At 74.2% G+C, this 19078-nt stretch carries 17 protein-coding genes; 8 read left to right on the forward strand and 9 right to left on the reverse strand.

Annotated features, from left to right (window positions below; translation table 11 throughout):
- Window positions 1-35: 35 nt before the first annotated feature.
- Complete coding sequence (locus ACR9E3_RS03660; RefSeq protein WP_460378594.1) at window positions 36-803, forward strand: maleylpyruvate isomerase family mycothiol-dependent enzyme; 768 nt, start codon at window positions 36-38, stop codon at window positions 801-803.
- Here the strand turns inward: ACR9E3_RS03660 and ACR9E3_RS03665 are convergent, their stop codons facing one another.
- From ACR9E3_RS03665 to ACR9E3_RS03675, 3 genes are all read right to left on the reverse strand, one after another.
- The gene (locus tag ACR9E3_RS03665; protein ID WP_460378597.1) at window positions 804-1535 is read right to left on the reverse strand and encodes a hypothetical protein; all 732 of its coding nucleotides are present in this window, start codon (window positions 1533-1535) and stop codon (window positions 804-806) included.
- Window positions 1536-1624: 89 nt separating this feature from the next.
- Window positions 1625-2107 carry a hypothetical protein gene (locus ACR9E3_RS03670; RefSeq protein ID WP_460378600.1) on the reverse strand — a complete coding sequence of 161 codons (483 nt, stop codon included), beginning with the start codon at window positions 2105-2107 and terminating at the stop codon, window positions 1625-1627.
- 355 nt (window positions 2108-2462) lie between these two features.
- Window positions 2463-3410 (reverse strand): NADP-dependent oxidoreductase, encoded by a 948-nt coding sequence (locus tag ACR9E3_RS03675; RefSeq protein WP_460378602.1) that lies wholly within the window; start codon window positions 3408-3410, stop codon window positions 2463-2465.
- A 116-nt stretch (window positions 3411-3526) separates the two neighbouring features.
- Between ACR9E3_RS03675 and valS the strand changes: the two genes are divergently transcribed.
- Both valS and ACR9E3_RS03685 read left to right on the forward strand, forming a co-directional pair.
- Window positions 3527-6109, forward strand: coding sequence for a valine--tRNA ligase (valS, locus tag ACR9E3_RS03680; RefSeq protein WP_460378603.1), 2583 nt, complete (start codon window positions 3527-3529; stop codon window positions 6107-6109).
- A gap of 11 nt (window positions 6110-6120) precedes the next feature.
- Window positions 6121-7110: a DUF6925 family protein gene (locus ACR9E3_RS03685; RefSeq protein ID WP_460378604.1), complete on the forward strand. Its 990-nt coding sequence runs from the start codon at window positions 6121-6123 to the stop codon at window positions 7108-7110.
- Between the two features lie 23 nt (window positions 7111-7133).
- Here the strand turns inward: ACR9E3_RS03685 and ACR9E3_RS03690 are convergent, their stop codons facing one another.
- Both ACR9E3_RS03690 and ACR9E3_RS03695 read right to left on the reverse strand, forming a co-directional pair.
- Complete coding sequence (locus ACR9E3_RS03690) at window positions 7134-7451, reverse strand: adhesin (protein WP_133827011.1); 318 nt, start codon at window positions 7449-7451, stop codon at window positions 7134-7136.
- 18 nt (window positions 7452-7469) lie between these two features.
- Window positions 7470-8609, reverse strand: a complete 1140-nt coding sequence (locus ACR9E3_RS03695; protein WP_460378607.1) for a hypothetical protein — start codon at window positions 8607-8609, stop codon at window positions 7470-7472.
- Between ACR9E3_RS03695 and ACR9E3_RS03700 the strand changes: the two genes are divergently transcribed.
- Window positions 8602-8979, forward strand: a complete 378-nt coding sequence (locus tag ACR9E3_RS03700; protein ID WP_460378609.1) for a hypothetical protein — start codon at window positions 8602-8604, stop codon at window positions 8977-8979. The genes ACR9E3_RS03695 and ACR9E3_RS03700 overlap by 8 nt on opposite strands.
- Window positions 8980-9051: 72 nt before the next feature.
- Window positions 9052-9561, forward strand: coding sequence for a hemerythrin domain-containing protein (locus ACR9E3_RS03705; RefSeq protein ID WP_460378610.1), 510 nt, complete (start codon window positions 9052-9054; stop codon window positions 9559-9561).
- 3 nt (window positions 9562-9564) lie between these two features.
- Here ACR9E3_RS03705 and ACR9E3_RS03710 read toward each other — a convergent pair whose 3' ends face one another.
- The 4 genes from ACR9E3_RS03710 to ACR9E3_RS03725 all read right to left on the reverse strand — a co-directional run bounded on the left by ACR9E3_RS03710 (window position 9565) and on the right by ACR9E3_RS03725 (window position 16340).
- Window positions 9565-10743 (reverse strand): hypothetical protein, encoded by a 1179-nt coding sequence (locus ACR9E3_RS03710; RefSeq protein ID WP_460378612.1) that lies wholly within the window; start codon window positions 10741-10743, stop codon window positions 9565-9567.
- A gap of 215 nt (window positions 10744-10958) precedes the next feature.
- Window positions 10959-11468, reverse strand: coding sequence for a hypothetical protein (locus ACR9E3_RS03715; RefSeq protein WP_460378614.1), 510 nt, complete (start codon window positions 11466-11468; stop codon window positions 10959-10961).
- A complete protein-coding gene (locus ACR9E3_RS03720; protein WP_460378616.1) occupies window positions 11465-15745 on the reverse strand; it encodes a putative T7SS-secreted protein in 4281 nt (1426 codons plus the stop codon). The genes ACR9E3_RS03715 and ACR9E3_RS03720 overlap by 4 nt, the downstream gene beginning before the upstream one ends.
- A gap of 10 nt (window positions 15746-15755) precedes the next feature.
- On the reverse strand, window positions 15756-16340 hold the full coding sequence (locus ACR9E3_RS03725; RefSeq protein WP_460378618.1) for a hypothetical protein: 585 nt from the start codon (window positions 16338-16340) through the stop codon (window positions 15756-15758).
- Window positions 16341-16483: 143 nt separating this feature from the next.
- Between ACR9E3_RS03725 and macS the strand changes: the two genes are divergently transcribed.
- The 3 genes from macS (at window position 16484) to ACR9E3_RS03740 (ending at window position 19049) form a co-directional block, all read left to right on the forward strand.
- Window positions 16484-17629, forward strand: coding sequence for a MacS family sensor histidine kinase (gene macS, locus ACR9E3_RS03730; RefSeq protein ID WP_460378620.1), 1146 nt, complete (start codon window positions 16484-16486; stop codon window positions 17627-17629).
- A complete protein-coding gene (locus tag ACR9E3_RS03735) occupies window positions 17630-18268 on the forward strand; it encodes a response regulator (RefSeq protein WP_460378622.1) in 639 nt (212 codons plus the stop codon).
- A gap of 67 nt (window positions 18269-18335) precedes the next feature.
- Complete coding sequence (locus ACR9E3_RS03740; protein WP_460378625.1) at window positions 18336-19049, forward strand: VC0807 family protein; 714 nt, start codon at window positions 18336-18338, stop codon at window positions 19047-19049.
- Window positions 19050-19078 lie beyond the last annotated feature (29 nt).

Consider the following 19078-nt stretch of genomic DNA (forward strand, 5'->3'; position numbering starts at 1 on the left):
TTCGCTCACATGACCATGGGCGCGAGGATGGGTGCATGCCGACGGTGCCCCGCTTCCTCGACGAGATCACCGCCCACACCACGGCGTTCGCGGACGCCACGCGCGCCGTCGACCACGACACCCTGGTGCCGTCGTGCCCGGAGTGGACGGTGCACGACCTCGCCGACCACCTCGGCGGGGTCCACCGCTGGTGCACGGCGACCGTCGGCAACCCGGGCAAGAAGCTCAAGCGCCGCGGGCCCACCTCCCCGCCGCTGCCCGACCACGAGGGCGAGGTCTCGCTCTGGCTCCGCGAGGGCGCCGTGGGGCTCGTGCAGGCCATCCGCGACGCGGGCCAGGACACCGAGGTCGGTGGGTTCGGCCGGATGGTGCCGGTGTCGTTCTGGGCGCGGCGGCAGTGCCACGAGACCCTGGTGCACCGCGCCGACGCCGAGCTCGCCGCGCGCCGGCCCGTGCTGGCCGACGTCGACCCCGTGATCGCCGCGGACGCGGTCGACGAGCACCTGTCCATGGTGGCCATGGGGGCGAAGTACCGGACGGGCCTGCGCGCGGACGGCGCGACGCTGCACCTGCACGCGACCGACGAGGGGCTGCCCGAGGGCGTGGGCGAGTGGGTCGTGACACTCGGCGCCGACGGTCCGGTCGTCGAGCACGCGCACCGCAAGAGCGACGTCGCCGTCCGGGGCCCGGCCCGCGCCCTGCTGACCGTGCTGACGAGCCGCGAACGCCCCGAGGACGCCGGTGTCGACGTCCTCGGGGCGGGCGAGCTGCTCACGCTCTGGCGCGAGCACGGGGCGGTCTGATCAGTTCGTCTTGGTCCAGGTCCCGCAGCCGGTCGTCTCGAAGGCACCGTCCCCGGAGCGGATGGTCACGGTCGAGGGACCGGTCGGGACGCCGTTGGCGATGATCGCGTCGAACTCGCCGCTGGTGTTGCGCAGGCGCGACCAGTAGCACATCCCCATCCCGCCTGCGGCCGGACCGCCGGTGCGGTAGGTGCCCGGCTCGATGTCCTGGCCGACGACGTGGGTGCCGTCGCCGAAGCTCGTGGCCGGGCCGGAGCTCGCGGGAACCGGCTCGGCCGCGCTCGGCGAGGCCACGCTCGAGGCCGGCGCCGCGACGGGAGCTGCCGCCGTCGGCGTGGTGGTGGCCGTGCCGTTCGAGGTCGACGCGATGATGATCAGCAGCAGGAGAAGCGCACCGACCACCCAGGGCCAGCGGCGACGGCGCTTCGGAGCCGGCGCCGCCTGGGCGGCCGGAGCCATCGGCATCATCGGAGCGGCCATCGGCATCCCGGGTGCGGGCATCGGCATCCCGGGTGCGGGCATCGGCATCGGCGCCGGGGCGGCGGCGCGGGCGGCGTCCAGGGCGGCCCGCGAGATCGGGACGGTCGGGGCGTCGGTGGCGAGGTCCGCGGCCTCGGCCCCGCCACGGGAGCGACGCGGGGCGACCGTGATCGGCCCCGACGGGTGCGGCTCGTGGCCGAAGCCCTGGGCTCCGGCGGGAGCGCGGTGGCGGGGCGGCTGGACAGTGGTCATGGTGGCGATCCCCCGACGAGATGCGTGGTGTCCGCCGTGCGGCGGACTTGCCGCTCATGTCGTCGGGGGTCGCGAACCGTTAGCACCGCTCACCGGATCGAGTGGGTGGAGCCTTCCGTCGTGCACGGCACGACCAGCGGCCGGCTCCGGACCCGCCGCGGGCCGGGACGAGCAGGGTCGTCACGGTCCGCGGGCGGGCCCGGGTCGTCCAGCACCACCACGCGCAACCAGCGGCCGGCCAGCGGCTCGAGCCGCACGCCGCGGCCGCCCAGGGCCTCGGCCACCCGGCGGGCGGGCGGCAGCAGGTCCGACGGGACCATCCCGGCCATCAGCTCGACCGTGAAGACTGTCGGAGGGCCCTGCCGGATCTCGCCGATGCGCGGGGTCGTGATCGTCACGCCGGCCGGCACGTGGGTCCTGGTGCGGACCCCGACGAACTCGCAGGCCGCCCGGAACTCCCGCCGCAGGTCGGCCTCGAACGCGCGCTCGACGGCCTCACGGCGCCGGGACTCGCCGCGCCCGCGGAACGAGGGCGCCAGCGGGAAGGACACGGTACGGAAAATCCAGCTCATGTCGCCCTCCTTCCGGGCGCAGAGAATCAGCACACGAGAAGTGCACCGAGAACGGCAGAGAAAGCCGCGGGAATGGCGCGGAATGCGCGTCCGTCGCTGCCGGGGATCAGGACGACCTGATCGGCAGCGGGACCGATGAGCAGCGCGGACGTCGGGTGACCGAGGTCCGGGAAGGGCGCGGAGCGGGCAGAGCCTCAGCAGGCCGCGGACACGGGGCCGGTACCGAGGATCGCGACGCGTCGGACGCCGTCGGTGAATGAGTAGATCATCGGAACCTCCTCTCCGTGTACGAGGGAGACATTAGAGGGCGTGGACACGATGTGTCCACGCCCTTCGAGGAATTGTTCCTCCGAATTCAGACCGTGAGCACGAGCTTGCCGAACGTCGATCCCTTCTCGAGCTCACGGTGGGCCGCCGCGGCGTCCTCCAGCGCGAGCGTGCCGGCGATCCGGACCGTCATCACGTCCTCGTCCAGGAGCCGGGCGATCCCGGTGAGCGCGACACCGTCGGGCTCGACGAGGAAGTCGGTGACCCGCTTGCCCTCGGCATGCGCCTGCTCGGCGAGTCCCTCGGGTACGCCGGACGGCACGCACACCACGAGCCCACCGGGGCGCAGCACGGCCAGCGAGGAGGGCCCGTTCACCTCGGTCAGGTCGACCGCGACATCGATGTCCCGGGTGGCCTCGGTGACGTCCTCGGTCCGGTGGTCGATCGCCTCGTCGAGGCCGAGGGCGACGAGGTCGGCGTGCTTGGCGGCCGACGCCGTGCCGACCACGTACGCGCCGCGGGCCTTGGCGATCTGCACCGCCAGGTGGCCGACGCCCCCGCCGGCGGCGTGGATCAGCACCCGCTGGTCGCGCTGCACGTCGGCGGTGTCCACGAGGATCTGCCAGGCGGTGAGGGCCGCGAGCGGGGTGGCCGCGGCGGTGACGTCGTCGACGTCGTCGGGGATGTGCGCGAACTGCCGGGAGGGCGCGGTGACATACTCGGCGTAGCCGCCGGCCTCGCGCGGGAACCACGGCATCCCGAAGACGCGGTCGCCCACCGCGAAGCGGGTGACGCCCATGCCCACGGCGTCGACGACCCCGGCGACGTCCCACCCGACGGTGAACGGCGGGGCCGACATGTCCCCGCCGGCGGAGGCGAGTCCGGCCCCGCCCGCGCGCACCTTCGTGTCGACCGGGTTCACGCCGGCGGCGGTCACCCGCACCCGGATCTCGGTCGGGATCGGCTCGGGGACCGGCGCCTCGGTGAGGTGCAGGACCTCGGGTCCGCCGGCGGTGTCCTGGGTGATCCGTCGCATCTGCCCCGAGTCCCCCGCCACCCCTGGACGCACACCCCGTCTGCCCAGCTCCGCTCCGCTGCGTGCGTCGCGAGCAGGCCGGAAGTCGCTCGGGACCCCTCGGTAAACTGGGCGTCATGGCGCAGTCCGACCCCGGCACCCGCGTGCCCGAGAAGCCGACCCTCGACGGCCTCGAGGACCGGTGGGCGCGCGTATGGGAGGACGAGGGCACCTACGCGTTCGACCGTTCTGCCACGCGCGAGCAGGTGTACTCCGTCGACACCCCGCCGCCGACGGTGTCCGGGTCGCTGCACGTCGGGCACGTGTTCAGCTACACCCACACCGACATCGTCGCCCGCTTCCAGCGCATGCGCGGCAAGCAGGTCTTCTACCCGATGGGCTGGGACGACAACGGCCTGCCCACCGAGCGCCGCGTGCAGAACTACTACGGCGTGCGCTGCGAGCCGAGCCTGCCGTACGACCCGGACTTCACCCCGCCGGACAAGCCCGGCAAGCAGCAGATCCCGGTCTCGCGCAAGAACTTCGTCGAGCTCTGCGAGACGCTGACCGCCGACGACGAGAAGGCGTTCGAGGCGCTGTGGCGCCGCAACGGACTCTCGGTCGACTGGTCCCACGGCTACCAGACCATCGACGCCCGGGCCCGCGCGATCAGCCAGCGCGCGTTCCTGCGCAACGTCGAGCGCGGCCAGGCCTACGTCTCCATGGCGCCGACGCTCTGGGACGTCACGTTCCGCACGGCAGTCGCGCAGGCCGAGCTCGAGGACCGCGAGCACACCGGCGCCTGGCACCGGATCGCCTACCACGGTGTCGACTCCTCTGGGCAGGACGCCGACATCTTCATCGAGACGACGCGGCCCGAGCTGATCCCCGCGTGCGTCGCGCTCGTCGCGCACCCCGACGACGAGCGCTACCAGGCGCTCTTCGGCACCACGGTGCGCTCGCCGCTGTTCGACGTCGAGGTCCCGGTCCTCGCGCACCCGGCGGCGGAGATGGACCGCGGCGCCGGCATCGCGATGTGCTGCACCTTCGGTGACCTCACCGACGTCCAGTGGTGGCGCGAGCTCGACCTGCCCAACCGCACGGTGATCAACCGGGACGGTCGCCTGATGCGCGACATCCCGGACTGGATCACCTCGGAGACCGGGCGGCAGCGGTACGAGGAGGTCGCCGGCGCGACGGTGCACACCGCCAAGGAGCGGATCGTCGCGATGCTGCAGGAGACCGGCGAGCTCTCCGGCGACGTCCGCCCCGTCACGCGCCCGGTGAAGTTCTACGAGAAGGGCGACAAGCCGCTCGAGATCGTCTCCAGCCGTCAGTGGTACATCCGCAACGGCGGGCGCGAGGCGACCGTCCGCGAGGAGATGCTCGCCCGCGGCCGCGAGCTGCAGTGGCACCCCGAGTACATGCGGCACCGCTACGAGGACTGGGTGCGCGGCCTCAACGGCGACTGGCTGGTCAGCCGCCAGCGGTTCTTCGGCGTCCCGGTGCCGGTCTGGTACCCGCTCGACGACGAGGGCGAGGTCGTTCCCGACAAGCCGCTGACGCCGGACGACAGCGCGCTGCCGATCGACCCCACCACCGACGTCCCGCCCGGCTTCACCGCCGAGCAGCGCGACGTCCCCGGGGGCTTCACCGGCGACCCCGACGTCCTCGACACCTGGGCGACCTCGTCGCTGACACCCCAGATCGCGGGTCTGTGGAGCGTCGACGACGACCTGTTCGCGCGCGTCTTCCCGATGGACCTGCGTCCGCAGGGCCACGACATCATCCGCACGTGGCTGTTCTCGACGGTGCTGCGCAGCCACCTCGACCACGACAGCCTGCCCTGGGCGCACGCGGCGCTGTCCGGATGGATCCTCGACCCGGACCGCAAGAAGATGTCGAAGTCCAAGGGCAACGTCGTGACGCCCATGGATCTGCTCGTCGAGTTCGGCTCCGACGCGGTGCGCTACTGGGCCGCGGGCGGGCGGCCCGGCGTCGACACGGCCTTCGACCGCGGCCAGATGAAGGTCGGCCGCCGGCTCGCGATGAAGCTGCTGAACGCCTCGAAGTTCATCCTCGGCGTCGGGGTCCCGGCCGGGGAGCCCGACGTGTCCGCGGTGTCGACGCCGCTCGACCGCGCGCTGCTCGCCCGCCTCACCGAGGTCGTGCAGAAGGCGACGGCCGCGCTCGAGGGCTACGACTACGCCGTCGCGCTCGAGCTGACCGAGCAGTTCTTCTGGTTCTTCTGCGACGACTACCTCGAGCTGGTCAAGTCGCGGGCGTACGGCGAGTTCGACGACGCCGGGCGCGACTCGGCCCGCGCGACGCTCGCGGCCGCGCTGCGGGTGCTGCAGCGGCTGTTCGCCCCGGTGCTGCCGTTCGTCGCCGAGGAGGTCTGGTCGTGGTGGCAGGAGGGCTCGGTGCACCGGGCCGCCTGGCCGGACATCCACGAGCTGGCCACGTCGGCGGAGGTGGACCCGCAGGTCCTCGTCGTGGCCTCGGACGTCATCGGCGGCATCCGCCGGGCGAAGTCCGAGCAGAAGCTGTCGATCCGCACCGAGGTCGAGAGCCTGTCGGTGCAGGCGTCGTCGTCGGCGCTCGAGGCGCTGCGCGAGGCGCTCGGCGACGTGCGCGCCGCGGGGCGGGTGCGCGACGTCGAGCTGGTCGTCTCCGCGGACGGCGAGCTGGTCACCACCGTCGGCGGCCCCACGGTCTGAGCTCCGTCGGCATGGAGGACCTCCTCGCCTGGGTCGACGACCCCGACGCCGGCTGGAGCGTCGGCACGTTCGGCGCGCTCGCGGAGTTCCTGCGCGATCCCGACGAGCCCGCCGACGTCACCCGCGGACCGGCGCGGGCCACCGCGGTCACCGCCCGCGGGGCCGTCGACGTCCACCTGAACGGGGACGTCGTCCCGGTGGCGTGGGAACGACGGTCCGGCGACGCCTGGAGCCAGGCTGTCGCGCTGTGCGTGCCGATCGGGGCGGGTGGTCGCTCGGTGATCACCGAGCTCGGTCCCGACGTCGACGCGCTGCGCGCCGAGGACCGGGAGGACGTGCTCGTCGACCTGGGTGTCGGCGCACCACACCTCGCGGCGTGTGTCCGGACCAGCGATCCGGCGCTGCTGGCGTCGTTGCGCGCCGTCGCCGGACGACCGCTCGCGGAGGCCGGCTCCGTGGCAGCGGCCCTGGTCGAGGCCGGACCACACCGGGTGTTCCGGACGGCGGCCGCGCGGCTGGAGGTCTACACGCCGATCCCGCCGCCGAGCGGTGCCAGCCCCGACGGGCCGCACACCCACCTGTTGCCGCACCTGCTTGCCCACGGGCGCACGCACGCGGCGACCGACCCGATCCCGCCGGGTCGGGCGCCGGGCGCGACCATCCACCTGCCGCACCCGACACGGGCCGTCGACGGCCGGCGCATCCCGCCGCGGCCCGAGCGCCATCGCCGGGCCCGGGAGGTGCTCGCGCGCTACGGCGACCCCGCTGTGCTGGGGGCGAAGTCGGCGGTGACCGAGGCGCTGGCGGCGGCGGCCGAACCGCCGTCCTGGGCGCTCACCCGGGAGTACCGGTCGTCGCTGGAACTGGCGCTGCGGCAGTGCGAGGAGCTGGAGCCCGCCCACCCTCACCTGGAGGGGTGGCGACGTCACGTACCGCGGCCGGCCTCAGCAAGCTCGGAGAGCGAGGGGCGGCCGCTGACCCACGACCCGGCGCAGGGATGACGCGCGCCGAGCGGGTCGCGGGATCAGTCCTGGAGCTCGGACTGCGGGGTGATCGCGAAACGGAACTCGTCGCCCTCGCCCCGCTCGGCGTCGGGCACCCGCTCGACGTCGAGCACCTTGTCGTCGAGGGCCGACGCGGCCTGGGGCTCGAGGAAGATGACGGCGCCGCCGCCCTCGAGCACGGTGTCGTCCGCGGCGGGCGTCGGAGCCACGGAGAGCTCGAGGCCCTCCTCGGCCATGTTCGGGGTGGCCGCGATGCGCAGACCCGACCCCTCGGGCATCTCGTTGGACTCGAGGATGGACGAGATGGCCTCGGCCGCCGTCTCCGTCAGTGCCAGCATGCCTCGTTACCATACGGGTCACGGAATGGTCACGCACGTGGATGCGCGTGCCGTCACGCCACGGAAATCCCCAGCTCCACGGCTGAACACGGAGGGGAACAAGAGGATGGCCCTCCCGGTGAGCACTGACCCCACCGATCGGCGCGTCGCGGTGCTCCGAATGCTCAGTGCGTCACCGGATGGGCTGAGCGATGCCGCCCTGGCCCGCGAGCTCGGCGACGACGTCCGCCCGCAGACCGTCAACCAGCTCTGCCGCAAGCTCGTCGCCGAGGGCGAGCTCGAGCGCACCGACACGCGCCCGATCCTCAACCGCCTCCCCGCTCCGAAGCGCCGCTCGCGCAAGGTCGCGGGCGGGGCCGCCGCGACGAAGTCGACGCGTTCGGGTGACGCGAAGGCGCCGGCGTCCGCCTCGCGGCGGCGGGGCTCCATGTCGCGTGCGAAGGCCGTGGAGGCGCCGAACGAGCCGGCAGCGACGGCCGACTCCGACCAGGACGCTTCGAAAACCGAAGCATCTCCCGGCCCCGAGCCGACCAGCGTCGTCGAGCCAACCCTCGCGCCGCAGAAGGCGACCCACGGACGCCGCACCCGGTCCGCGGCGACGTCGCGCGCGACGACCGTGAGGGATGGCGGGAGGCCCGCCGAGCCGGCAGCACCGGCCGACTCCGACCAGAACGCTTCGAAAATCGAAGCATCTCCCGGCCCTGAGCCGACCCCGGCGGCGGTGTCGTCGTCGACGAGCGGCACCTCCGCGAAGAGCAAGGCCGGGTCGACGTCGCGGCGCCGCACAGCCGATCCGGGAACCCCCGCGGAACCCGCGGGCGATGCCGCGACATCGGCCGGTGCCGCACCCGACGTCGTCGACGTCACGGCCGACTCTTCGGAAACCGAAGCATCACCGGAGACCGCGGCCTCCCCCACCGCGAACGGCAGGGCGTCGGCGTCACGGAGCCGGAAGAGCGGCGGCCGGAAGAAGGCCACCGACGGCGCCGTCACCACCAACGCCACGACGCCGGTCGACCCCGGGCACGAGAAGGCGTCCGACGTTCCCGCGAGCACGCCGGACACCGAGGCGCCGGGCACCGAAGCGGCGGACGCGATCGACGCGACCCTCGGTCCGCCGGAGTACGACGTCCTCCAGGCGTGGTCGCGGGTGGTCAACGTCCAGGCGCTCGTGGCGGGATGGCTGGTGCGCTCGGGCGGGACGCTGCGGTCGGCGTCCGCCGACGGGAACGGACCCGCGCGGGACCTCGTGGCGTCGCTGGACGGCCACGACGTGCACGTCGAGGTGACGGGCTGGCCGGCCGACGGGGCGCGGACCCACCCGACGACGATCGCGGGTGACTGGTTCAGCGCGGCCGAGCAGGCAGCGGTCCAGCGGCGGCGGGCGCACCCGCAGGCGCGGATCGTCATCGCCCTGCCCGACACCCGCCGCTACCGGGCCCTGACCGAGCAGCGCTCGGCGTCGCTGGCGGGGACGCGGGCCGAGGTGTGGTTCGTGGACCCGGCGGGCGCCGTCCACGCGAGGTGAGGCTCGCCTACCGGTTCGTGTCGACGGAGCCCGGGTAGGTCCCGGAGGCCACCACGCGAACGGAAGGTCTCCATGTCCGCCGACATCACCGAAATGATCCTCGACGACCACGACTGGTTCCGGCGCCAGTTCCTGCGGCTCGCCGATCTCCGGGAGGAGACCGACGAGGCGGAGAAGGTCTGGGACGAGCTGGCGATCTACCTCGAGGTGCACGCCTCGGCCGAGGAGCAGCACTTCTACCCGTCGATGGCGCGCCGCGCCGACGACGACGACGCCTCGGCGACCGAGGACGCGATCGGCGACCACGACGAGATCCGTGAGGGCACGGAGAAGGCGCGCAAGGCGAAGGTCGGTAGCCAGGAGTGGTGGGACGCCATCGACGAGACCGACCAGGCGAACAACCACCACATGGCCGAGGAGGAGCGCGACGACCTCGCTCCGTTCCGGAAGGCGACCTCGCTCGCGTTCCGTCAGGAGCTCGGCGCGAAGTTCGAGCAGTTCAAGGTCGAGCACGCGGGTGGTCACGGGCTGTCGTTCGAGGAGAAGGACCCCGAGAAGTACGTCGAGGCCGTCACGTCCTGACGGTCACCGTCCCGGGTCGGCCGGGAGATCCAGGCCGACCGGGACGACCGGCACCGTCGGCGAGACGGTCCCGGCGTCGGTGGCGGTAGCCTCCGGCGACGGTTGCGTGACGAGCACGGCCCCGGCACCGGCGAGGCTCAGCACGAGCAGGGTCGACAGCGCCGGCACCGCCCAGCGCGGCGGACCGTGGTGCGCCGCGGGCTGGTACGGCACGCGGACGAGGTCGGAGCCCGTCGGCTGCGGCAGCGCGGTCGCGAGGAAGGGGACACCGTCGGTCGGGTCCGGGTCGTCCGCTGCCTCGGCGACGGGCTCCTCGCCGCGCACCGGCCGCGGCAGGACGAGCGCCGCGGCGCCGTCGAGGGAGCTCTTCCCGACCGGAGCGGGCAGCACGGTCGCGTCGGTGACGCCAGCGAGGTGCTCGACGATCGGCGTGGCGCAGCCCGCGACGAGGATCGTGTCCGCCGACGCCTCCTCGGCGCCGAGGATCAGGGTCACGGTGTCGCGCAGGGCGTGCTCGACGAGGCCGGTGAACTCGTCGCGGGTCAGGTACACCTCCGCCTCGCCCGCGGCGACGATCAGTTCCTCGCCGTCGGTGGTGCACATGATGTGCCGCGCCTCGCGCAGCTCGCGGGCCAGGTGGGCGGCGTCGCGCCGACCGGCGGCGTCGGCGCGCTCGCGGAGCGCGTCGGCGATCTCCGGCGCCACCACCGCCAGCTTCGAGTAGACGACCCCCGAGAGCAGCGCGTCGAGACGGCTGGTCAGGTCGATCGGCCCGTCGCGGCCGATCTCGACACCGTCGTCGGCCGTGCGGACCGACCACGCCGCGACCTGGTCGCGGCGGGCGTCGAGGACGATCACCGCGGTGCCCGCCTCGCGCGCGGCCAACTGCGGACCCGCCCAGGCCACGGCGTCGGGGAGCCACGAGGGGTCGGGCAGGCCGGCGAGGCTGACCGCTTCGGTGAGGTCGGCGAACCGCCCGCTCTCGAGATCCCCCGGGACGACGAGCACGAGGTGCTCGGGGTCGCTGCCCTCGGTCTCCACCACCGTGGTGAGCGCGGCACTCAGCGCCGTGGCGTAGCCGTCCTTCAGCTCAGCATCGACGCGCCGGTACTCGTCCTCGTCCACCCTGATCGCCGCGAGCGAGCCCGCGACCGCCTCCAGCACCATCGTCCACCGATCCACGTCTCCCCCTTCGGTGGTGCTGATGTAGCCCGAACAGGCGCCTTCTTCCTAGCCTGTTCGGCGTACGATCGCTCTGTGTTAGCCGACCCCGGGATCTTCACCACACGGCGTACACCGCGGTAGACCGTTCACCGATTGATCGTGACGACCGGTGCGTGCGCAGACAAGCTGCGGAACAGACGCAGCTCGGGGTCAGGGCGGAGTACGGCGAGCCGTCAGGCGAAGGGGCGTGCACGTTCAGCGAGGTCGTGGCAGATCACGAACTCCAGCAACTCGCCGTTCCCTCCCACGAGGAAGGCGAGACCGTAGCTCTCGTACCGAACCTCGGCCGTTCCCTCGCGGACTCGGACGCACCGGTCGGCGTCACGGCGTCCTTCCGCCAACGGAGCCAGAACCCGTACGAGCCGATCAAAGTTGACCTTCCGGCTGTCGGCGATCAGCGGCCCGACAGCGAGGCAAGGGAGCTGCGGGACCGACCGGAGCGACGCACTGTGCGGAGCCGGTTGGTAGGGCGGAAGGGGCGAGGTGATCGTGATCTCCTCGACCGCGCCGTCGTGCGCATTCAGCACGAGCTCGAGCCAGCCCCCGGCGTCACCATCCACCGTGAGAACAAGGCGTTCCTCGGATGTCGGCAGGATCGAGATGGCGCCAGAGACGTACTCGTCGGCGTTCATCTCGACCCTGTCCACGTCCCGCCCGCCCGTCACGATCAGTGAGTGGCTCATCGGAACTTCCGTCCGTGAATCAACGCCGGATACTGGTCTGCCGGTCCCTGGCGCAGCTCGAGCTGCCAGTCACCGACCTCGAGTCTTTCGTACAACGGCAGCCTCGTCCTGATCGCCTCGGACAACGCCGCGTCCAGGCCCTCCAGCTGCTTCTGGACGGCGCGCGGCACAGCGTCAGCCTGACCCCGCCGAACCAGCCCGCGGGCGAGCTCCTCGATGTGCTTCGTGACATTCGGGTGCACGTGGATCATGCGACCGTCGACGTCGAGGTTGAACACGCGCGGTAGAGGCGCATGGGACAGCTCGGGCCCGAGCGGTTCGATTCGCTGTCGAGGATCCCCTCGAACCGGCTCGCATCCCTGCAACCCCAACGGGTCGATCTCCGCCGTCGGGTTGGGCACGTACGCACGCGGGTGGGGTGACGGTGCCAGGCCCAAGGGGTCGACGGAGGCGTACTGGCCGGTCTCGGGGTCGTAGTACCGGTGGAGGTTGTAGGCGAGCCCCGTCTCGGGGTCGTGGTGCTGGCCGGGGAAGCGCAGGGGCGTGGATTCGCCCGCCCAGACCGTGCGTCCCCACAGCGAGGCACGGGCGGCGCCGACGATCTCGCCGTCGAGCGTCACGAGCTCGGTCGGGGTGCCGACGAGGTCGGTGACGATCGCGCGGAAGCGCTCGTCGACCTGCTCGTCGGTGAGGGTGCGGGTGAGCTGGGCGACGGGGCGGTGAGTGCCGGGCGCGCACTCCCAGACGGTCGAGGACTCGGTGCCGTCGACGAACCGGGTCTCCTCGGCCAGCACGGTCCCGTCCCAGGCCGCGAGGATCCGCTCGACCACGGCGCCCGCGGCGTCGAGGCGCTCCCGGGCGACGCGCCGGCCGAGCGCGTCGTAGCGGTAGCGCCAGCGGGTGCCGTCGGGGGTCGTGACGCCGACGAGGCGGTCGAGGGCGTCCCAGCGGAAGTGCCAGGTCAGCGGACGACCACCGAGGCGGCGACGCTGGCGCAGGACGATGCGGCCGTCGGCGTCGTGGCGCACGACGAGGGAGCCGGCGCGGCGCACCCGGGTCCCGTCGAGGACGTGCGGCTCGCCGGAGCCCGAGGCCGCCAGCGTGCCCGCCGCGTCGTAGCGGTAGGACTCGTCGCCGACCGAGGTCACGCGGCCGTTCGGGTCGAGGCCGTAGGTCCGCGTGCCGTCGGGGCCAGAGGCCGCGACGAGGAGGTCGTCGGCGCGGTAGGTCCAGGCCCGGGACGAGACGCGGCCGGCGGGCCGGTCCAGGCGCTGCCCGACGAGGCGGTGCTCGTCCCAGTCCTGCGTCAGTGCTGCCGCGCCCCAGGACCGGCCGATCTCGCGCCCGGCGGGGTCGACGGCGAACGTCATCGTCCGGTCGTCGAGGTCGAGGCCGGCGACGCGTCCGGCGTCGTCGAACGACCAGCGGCTCTGCACGCCCGAGGGCACGCCGCGTCCGACGACGCGGCCGGCGGCGTCCCGGGTGGTGGTGACGGTGCGCCCGTCGACGCTCTCGGCGACGACACGTCCGGCGGCGTCGCGCTCGATCCGCAGCGTGCCGTCCGGTGACGACACCGCGAGGAGCCGTCCGGCGGCGTCGTGGGTGAACCGCTCGGGCTCCCCGTCGACCCACCGCGTCGTCACCCGCCCGAGCGCGTCGTAGGCCCAGCGGACCTCCTGCCCGGAGGCGTTGACCCGCCGGACGACGTGGCCGAGGGCGTCCCGTTCGAGGGCGACGGTCCGCCCGTCGAAGTCGGTCTCGGCGACGACGCGCCCGGCCCGGTCGTAACTCGTGGTCCAGGTCCGGCCGCCGGCGTCGTGGAAGGCGACGACGCGGCGCAGGGGATCGTGAGCGAGCTCGGTGCGGGCGCCGTCGGGGGCGACGACGGCGGTGACCACGTCGAACGCGCCGTACTCGCGCCGCGTGACCGCACCGAGCGGGTCGCGGGCGGCGACCTCGTTGCCCTCGCCGTCGTACTCCCAGCTCCACGTGGCGCCGTCGGCGGCGGTCCGGCCGGCGAGCAATCCCTCGACGGTCCACGCGAACGCCGTCCGGGCCCCGACGGGGTCGGTGCGCGCCACCACCCGCCCGAACCCGTCCCGCTCGACGCGGGTCACCGCGCCGGTCGGGTCGGTGATCACCAGCGGGCGGCCGGCGGCGTCGTTCTCGACCACCGTCCGCACTCCCAGGGAGTCGACGACGGCGATGACGTGCCCGCGCAGATCCCGCTCCCACCGGGTCACGGCACCGGTGGGATCCACGTCGGCGACGATCCGGCCCGCGGCGTCGCGCTCCCAGCGGGTCACCGCGCCGGTGGCGTCTACCGCGGCCACCACCCGCCCCGCCGTGTCCCGCTCCACGGTCTCGGACGTGCCGTCGGGGTGCGCGACACCGACGACGTCGCCGGCGTCGTCATGGACGAAGCGAGTCACCGCACCGGCGGCGTCGACGGAGGAGAGGAGCCGGTCCCCGTCGCCCCACACCGAGCGGGTCACGGCGCCGAGGGGATCGACAGCGCGCACGATCCGCCCGCCGGCGTCGAACTCGAAGCGTTCGGTGTGCCCCAGCGCGTCGGTGGACTCGGTGACGCCACGCCCGTAGCGGAACGACCACGCCATCACGCCGTCGTCCGCGGCGCCGTGCACGCAGCGGCCCGCGGTGTCGTAGGTGGAGCGGAAGGTGACGCCGTTGCGGTCGGTCCACGACGCCATGCGCCCGGCGTCGTCGTAGGTGAAGCGCAGCGGGCGCCCGGAGGAGTTGACGACCTCGGCGAGCTGCCCGTCCGCGTGGCCGAAGGACACCACCGTGCCGAACCCGGTGATCAGGCCGGCCGGATCGGTGGCGACCTCCACGTGGTGCCCGCCGGAGTGCCGGACGGCGAGGGGACGGCCGGCGTCGTCGCGGTCGACGGCGATGTGGTCGCCGCCGGGCACCGACCAGCCGGTGATCGCGCCGCTCGCGGCGAAGCTGCGGCGCAGTCCGGTGGCCGGGTCGGTGAGCGCCCAGCCGTCGCGGTCGCGGGCGAGCGGCCAGCGCGGCGCGTGGTCGGGCGCCGCGGGGAGCACCGTCTCCTCGGCGTCGGGAGCGGGGTAGACGACGACCACCGCGTCCTCGCGCACGAACCACACCGCGCCGGCGACGAACTCCAGCCGCTGGTCGAGCGTCGAGGCCCACCGCGGCCCGAAGTGGCGCCCGAGCTCCCAGCTCGAGACGTGCGTGCGCGTGAGGACCAGCGGCAGCGGGGCGTCGATCGCCAGGTCGACGTGGCGGAGGATCTGGGCGCCGCTGACGACGTCGACCGGGTCGGCGCGGGTGGCGAGCCGCTCGAGCGGCCGGTTCTCGCTGCGCCCGGCGGCCCGCGCCAGGCGTCCCAGCCGTCCCGCGGCGCCGCCCCCGCCCGTCGCGGCGGTCAGGGCGGCGTTCGGCAGCAGCTCGCCGAGGGCGCCGGCCGGGTCGCTGCCCCACCCGGTGCCGACCGCGCCCTTGACCAGCTCGGTGGGGTGCGCGATCCCGCGGACGAGCCCGGCGCCGAGGGAGGAGACGTTGGTCATCGCCTGCGCGGGGTGGGTGAGGGTGTAGGGGTCGAGCGGGTTGATCGTGCGCCCGAACTGGACGAGACCCTCGACCCCGCGGCCGACACCGGCCACCAGGCGGTCCTGCGCGGTGTCCACGACGCCCGCCGCGTCGACGGCGGCGGCGCCGAGCTGGGCGACGACCGACGGCGGCGGGGCCGTCAGCTCCCCCGCCCCGCGCACCTCGCCCGCGGCCCGGGCGGCGGCCTCGTCGCGACCGCGGCGGGCGTCGGCGAGGATCTCCTCGGCGCGCGCGAGATCGCCCTGCGCCGGGTCGGTGAACGGCTCCACCACCGGCGGCGCCTGCCCGGCGGCGAGCGCCGAATTGTGCGCGTCGACCCGCCGGTTGTAGCCGGCCCGCGCGGCCTCCGATGCGGCGACGGCGCGGGCGTGGACGTCGATCGCCTCCCGGACCCGGTCCTGGGCCGCGGCGACGGCGCTGCCGAAGTCGCCGAGCGCCCGCGCGGCGCGGTCGAACGCCGTGGCCGCGTCCCGCCAGCCGCGCGGGGACTCCCCGAAGCGCTCGCGGAAGACGTCGGCGGCCTGCCCGGTCCACTGCCGCAGGTCGATGCGCTCGAGACCGTCGGCCGCGGCGCCTAGGTGGTCGGCGAACCGGCGCAGGGCGCCCGCCCGGTCGGCGAGCGCGGCCGGATCGCCCCCGACGAGGTCGCCCGGGTCGGCGCTCTGCCCGAGCGCGGCCTCCATCAGCGCGCCGTCACTCGACGATCTCCCCGAGACCGCGGAGGTCCTCGAGGTCGCCGGCGAGCGGGTTCTCGCCGTCAAGAGCGCGCCCGATCCGGCCGGGCAGCGACCGGTCAACGAGGTCCTGGCCGGTCTCGGACCACTGCTCCCCGGCCGCGGCGCCCGCCTGCTGCGCCGATTCGGGGGAGACGTCGGGGAGGAGGCCCTCGCCGACCTCGCCCCACGTGCCGTCCTGGGCCGCGTCGAGGTCGGCGGAGGGGTCGCCGACGCCCAGCGTCACCAGCCGCCGCAGCACGCCCGACGCCGAGGTGTCCGTGTCGTCGTAGTCGATCCCCGCCGCGTCCAGCGCCTCCGCGACGGCCTGCCCGTCCCGGACCAGCGCGCGGAGGCCCCACGCCCACCGGCCGAGGAAGCCGTCGAACGCCTCGCCGACCAGCGGGTGCCCCGCCTCCTCGCCGCCGAGCGCGAGGAACTCGAGGCCGCGCCCGGACTCGGCGAGGTACCCGTGGCCCACCTCGCCGAGGGTGTCGACCACCCCACGGATGCCCTGGGCGGTGCGCGCGAGCATCGCCGGGTCCACCCCGAAGCCGTCGGTCACGGCGATCGATGCTGCCCGTTCGACGATCGCCGCGGGTGCGGTTCCGAGTAGTTCCCCGGATCCGTCCGCGCCCGATCCGCGCCAGCGTGGCGCCCGTGCCGGATAGGCTCGGAACCCGTTTCGGGGCAGGTCGGGGAGGTGTCGTGCGCCGGGACCGCGCCCACCCGCACCTCGTGCCGCTGTGGCGCGGCCTGGTGGTCTACCGGGTGGTGGCGCTCGTCGCCGCGATCGTCAACCTCGTCCGCTACGGCGACGGGTGGGCCCGCCCGGTCCTCGGCCTGCTGGTGGTCGCCGCGATGGCGGTGTGGACGGCGCTGTCGTCGCTGCGCTACCTGCACCGCGGCGACCCGCCCACCGCGGTCGTCGACCTCGTGGTCACCGCGCTCGCGACCCTCTCGACGCTCCTGGTGGAGAGTCCGGAGCAGGTCGCCGCGGGCGACCCGGTGATCACCACGGTGTGGTCGGCGGGCCCGGTGCTGGCGCTGGCCGTCGCCCTGGGGTGGCGCGGCGGGCTCACGGGCGGGCTGGTCACGGTTGGCGTGCTGTTCGCGGTGCGCCGGACCCTGGACACCGACCTGCTCTACGACGCCCAGCTGCTGCTCGTCGCCGGCCTCGCGGTCGGGCTCGCCGCCGACACGATGCGCCGCTCCGCCGAGCAGCTGCGCACCGCCACCGCGCTCGAAGCCGCCACCGCGGAACGGGAACGGCTGGCGCGCGACATCCACGACGGGGTGCTCCAGGTGCTCGCGCTCGTCCGGCGCCGGGGCGACGAGCTGGCGCGGGACCCCGAGGCCGACGCTCCCGCCGTCGAGATCGCCCGCCTCGCCGGCGAGCAGGAGGTCGCGCTGCGCCGCCTGATCACCTCGGCGCCCGTGCCCGGCCCGGACGGCACGGTCGACCTCGGGGCCCGCCTGGCCACGGCGCTGCCCGCCCGTGCCTCGCTCGCGGTGCCGGCCGAGCCCGTCCTGCTGCCCGCCGCGGTGGTCGACGAGCTCGCGGCCGTCCTGCGGGAGGGCGCCGCGAACGCCCGCGCGCACGCGGGTCCGGGCGCAGGGCTGTGGGTGCTGGTCGAGGACGACGGCGCCGCGGTCACCGTGAGCCTGCGCGACGACGGTGCCGGCATCCCCGCCGGGCGCCTCGAGGAGGCCGCCGCCGAGGGGCACCTGGGCGTCGCGGGATCGATGCGGGGTCGTGTGGAGGGGCTCGGCGGCACGATCGCGCTGCACACCGCGCCCGGCGAGGGCACGGAATGGGAGATCGTCGTCCCCCGCACCGGAAGGAACGCCTGAATGGTCCGCGTCATGGTCGTCGACGACCACCCGATCTGGCGCGAGGGCGTCGCCCGGGACCTCGCCGAGCGGGGTCTCGAGATCGTCGCCACCGCCCCGGACGGCGCCGCCGCCGTCCGCATCGCGCCGGCCGCGCGCCCCGATGTCGTGCTCATGGACCTCCAGCTCCCCGAGCTCTCGGGCGCCGAGGCGACGGCACGCATCCGCGAGGCGCTGCCCGACACCCGGGTGCTCGTGCTCTCGGCGAGCACCGAGCACGGCGACGTCCTGGGCGCCGTGCGGGCGGGCGCGTCGGGCTACCTGCTCAAGTCCGCCGCGCTCGACGAGCTGGTCGAGGCCGTCACGCGCACCGCCGCGGGCCACGCCGTGTTCTCCCCCGGCCTCGCCGGGCTCGTGCTCGGCGAGTACCGCCGCCTGGAGTCCGAGGGGCCCGACGAGCCGCGCCTGACACCCCGCGAGACCGAGGTCCTGCGGCTGGTCGCCAAAGGGCTCACCGCCCGGGCGATCGCCGAGCGCCTGGTCCTCTCCCACCGGACGGTCGAGAACCACGTGCAGAACTCCCTGCGCAAGCTCCAGCTGACCAACCGGGTGGAGCTCACCCGCTACGCCATCGAGCGCGGGCTGGACGCCGACGACTGACATGTCTGAATTGACATGTCAGTGCTGACACGTCAAGGTGGGCCCATCGCCGAGGGAGGGCCGCGACGTGGAGCGAGAGACCGGTAGTGCCGTGGAGGACCAGGACGCGGGCGGACAGGGGCACGGCAAGCCCACGCGTCAGATGCTCACCGCGCTGCTCTACGACGTCGGGGCGCCGCTGATCGCCTACTACGTCCTGCACGCCCTGGGGGCGACGGACTGGGTCGCGCTCCTCGTGGCGACGCTCGCCGCCGGGCTGCGCCTGGTGTGGGTCGCGGTGCGCACCCGCGAGATCACGTGGTTCGCCGCGGTGATGCTCGGGGTGTTCGGCCTCGGCCTGGCGCTGGCGTTCGTCGGGGGCGATCCGCGGTTCCTGCTGGTCAAGGACTCGTTCGGCACCGCGCTGGTCGGCATCGTGTTCCTCGCGAGCCTGTTCTTCGGCAAGCCGCTGACGCTCTCGGCGTTCCAGACCTGGCAGCCGCGGCAGGCACAGGAGATGGAGGGGTACTACCGGACCCTGCCGCCGATCCGGCGGATGTTCCGGCGCAGCGCGATCGTCTGGGGTGTCGGGCTGCTGCTCGAGGCGACCGTCCGCATCCCGCTGATCTACCTGCTGCCGATCGACGTCATGGTCGGGCTGTCCACCGGGATGATGGTCGCGGTCATCGTCGGCCTGTCGGTCTGGAACGGCTGGTACGGCCAGCGCGCCGGCAAGAAGGCGCGCGCCTGGGCCGCCGAGCACCTGCCCTCCGACGACGAGCAGCGGGCCGCCACGTCCTGACGCCCTGCCGCGCGCCCGGCGACGGAGGA

It is taken from the genome of Actinomycetospora sp. C-140 (assembly GCF_054796175.1).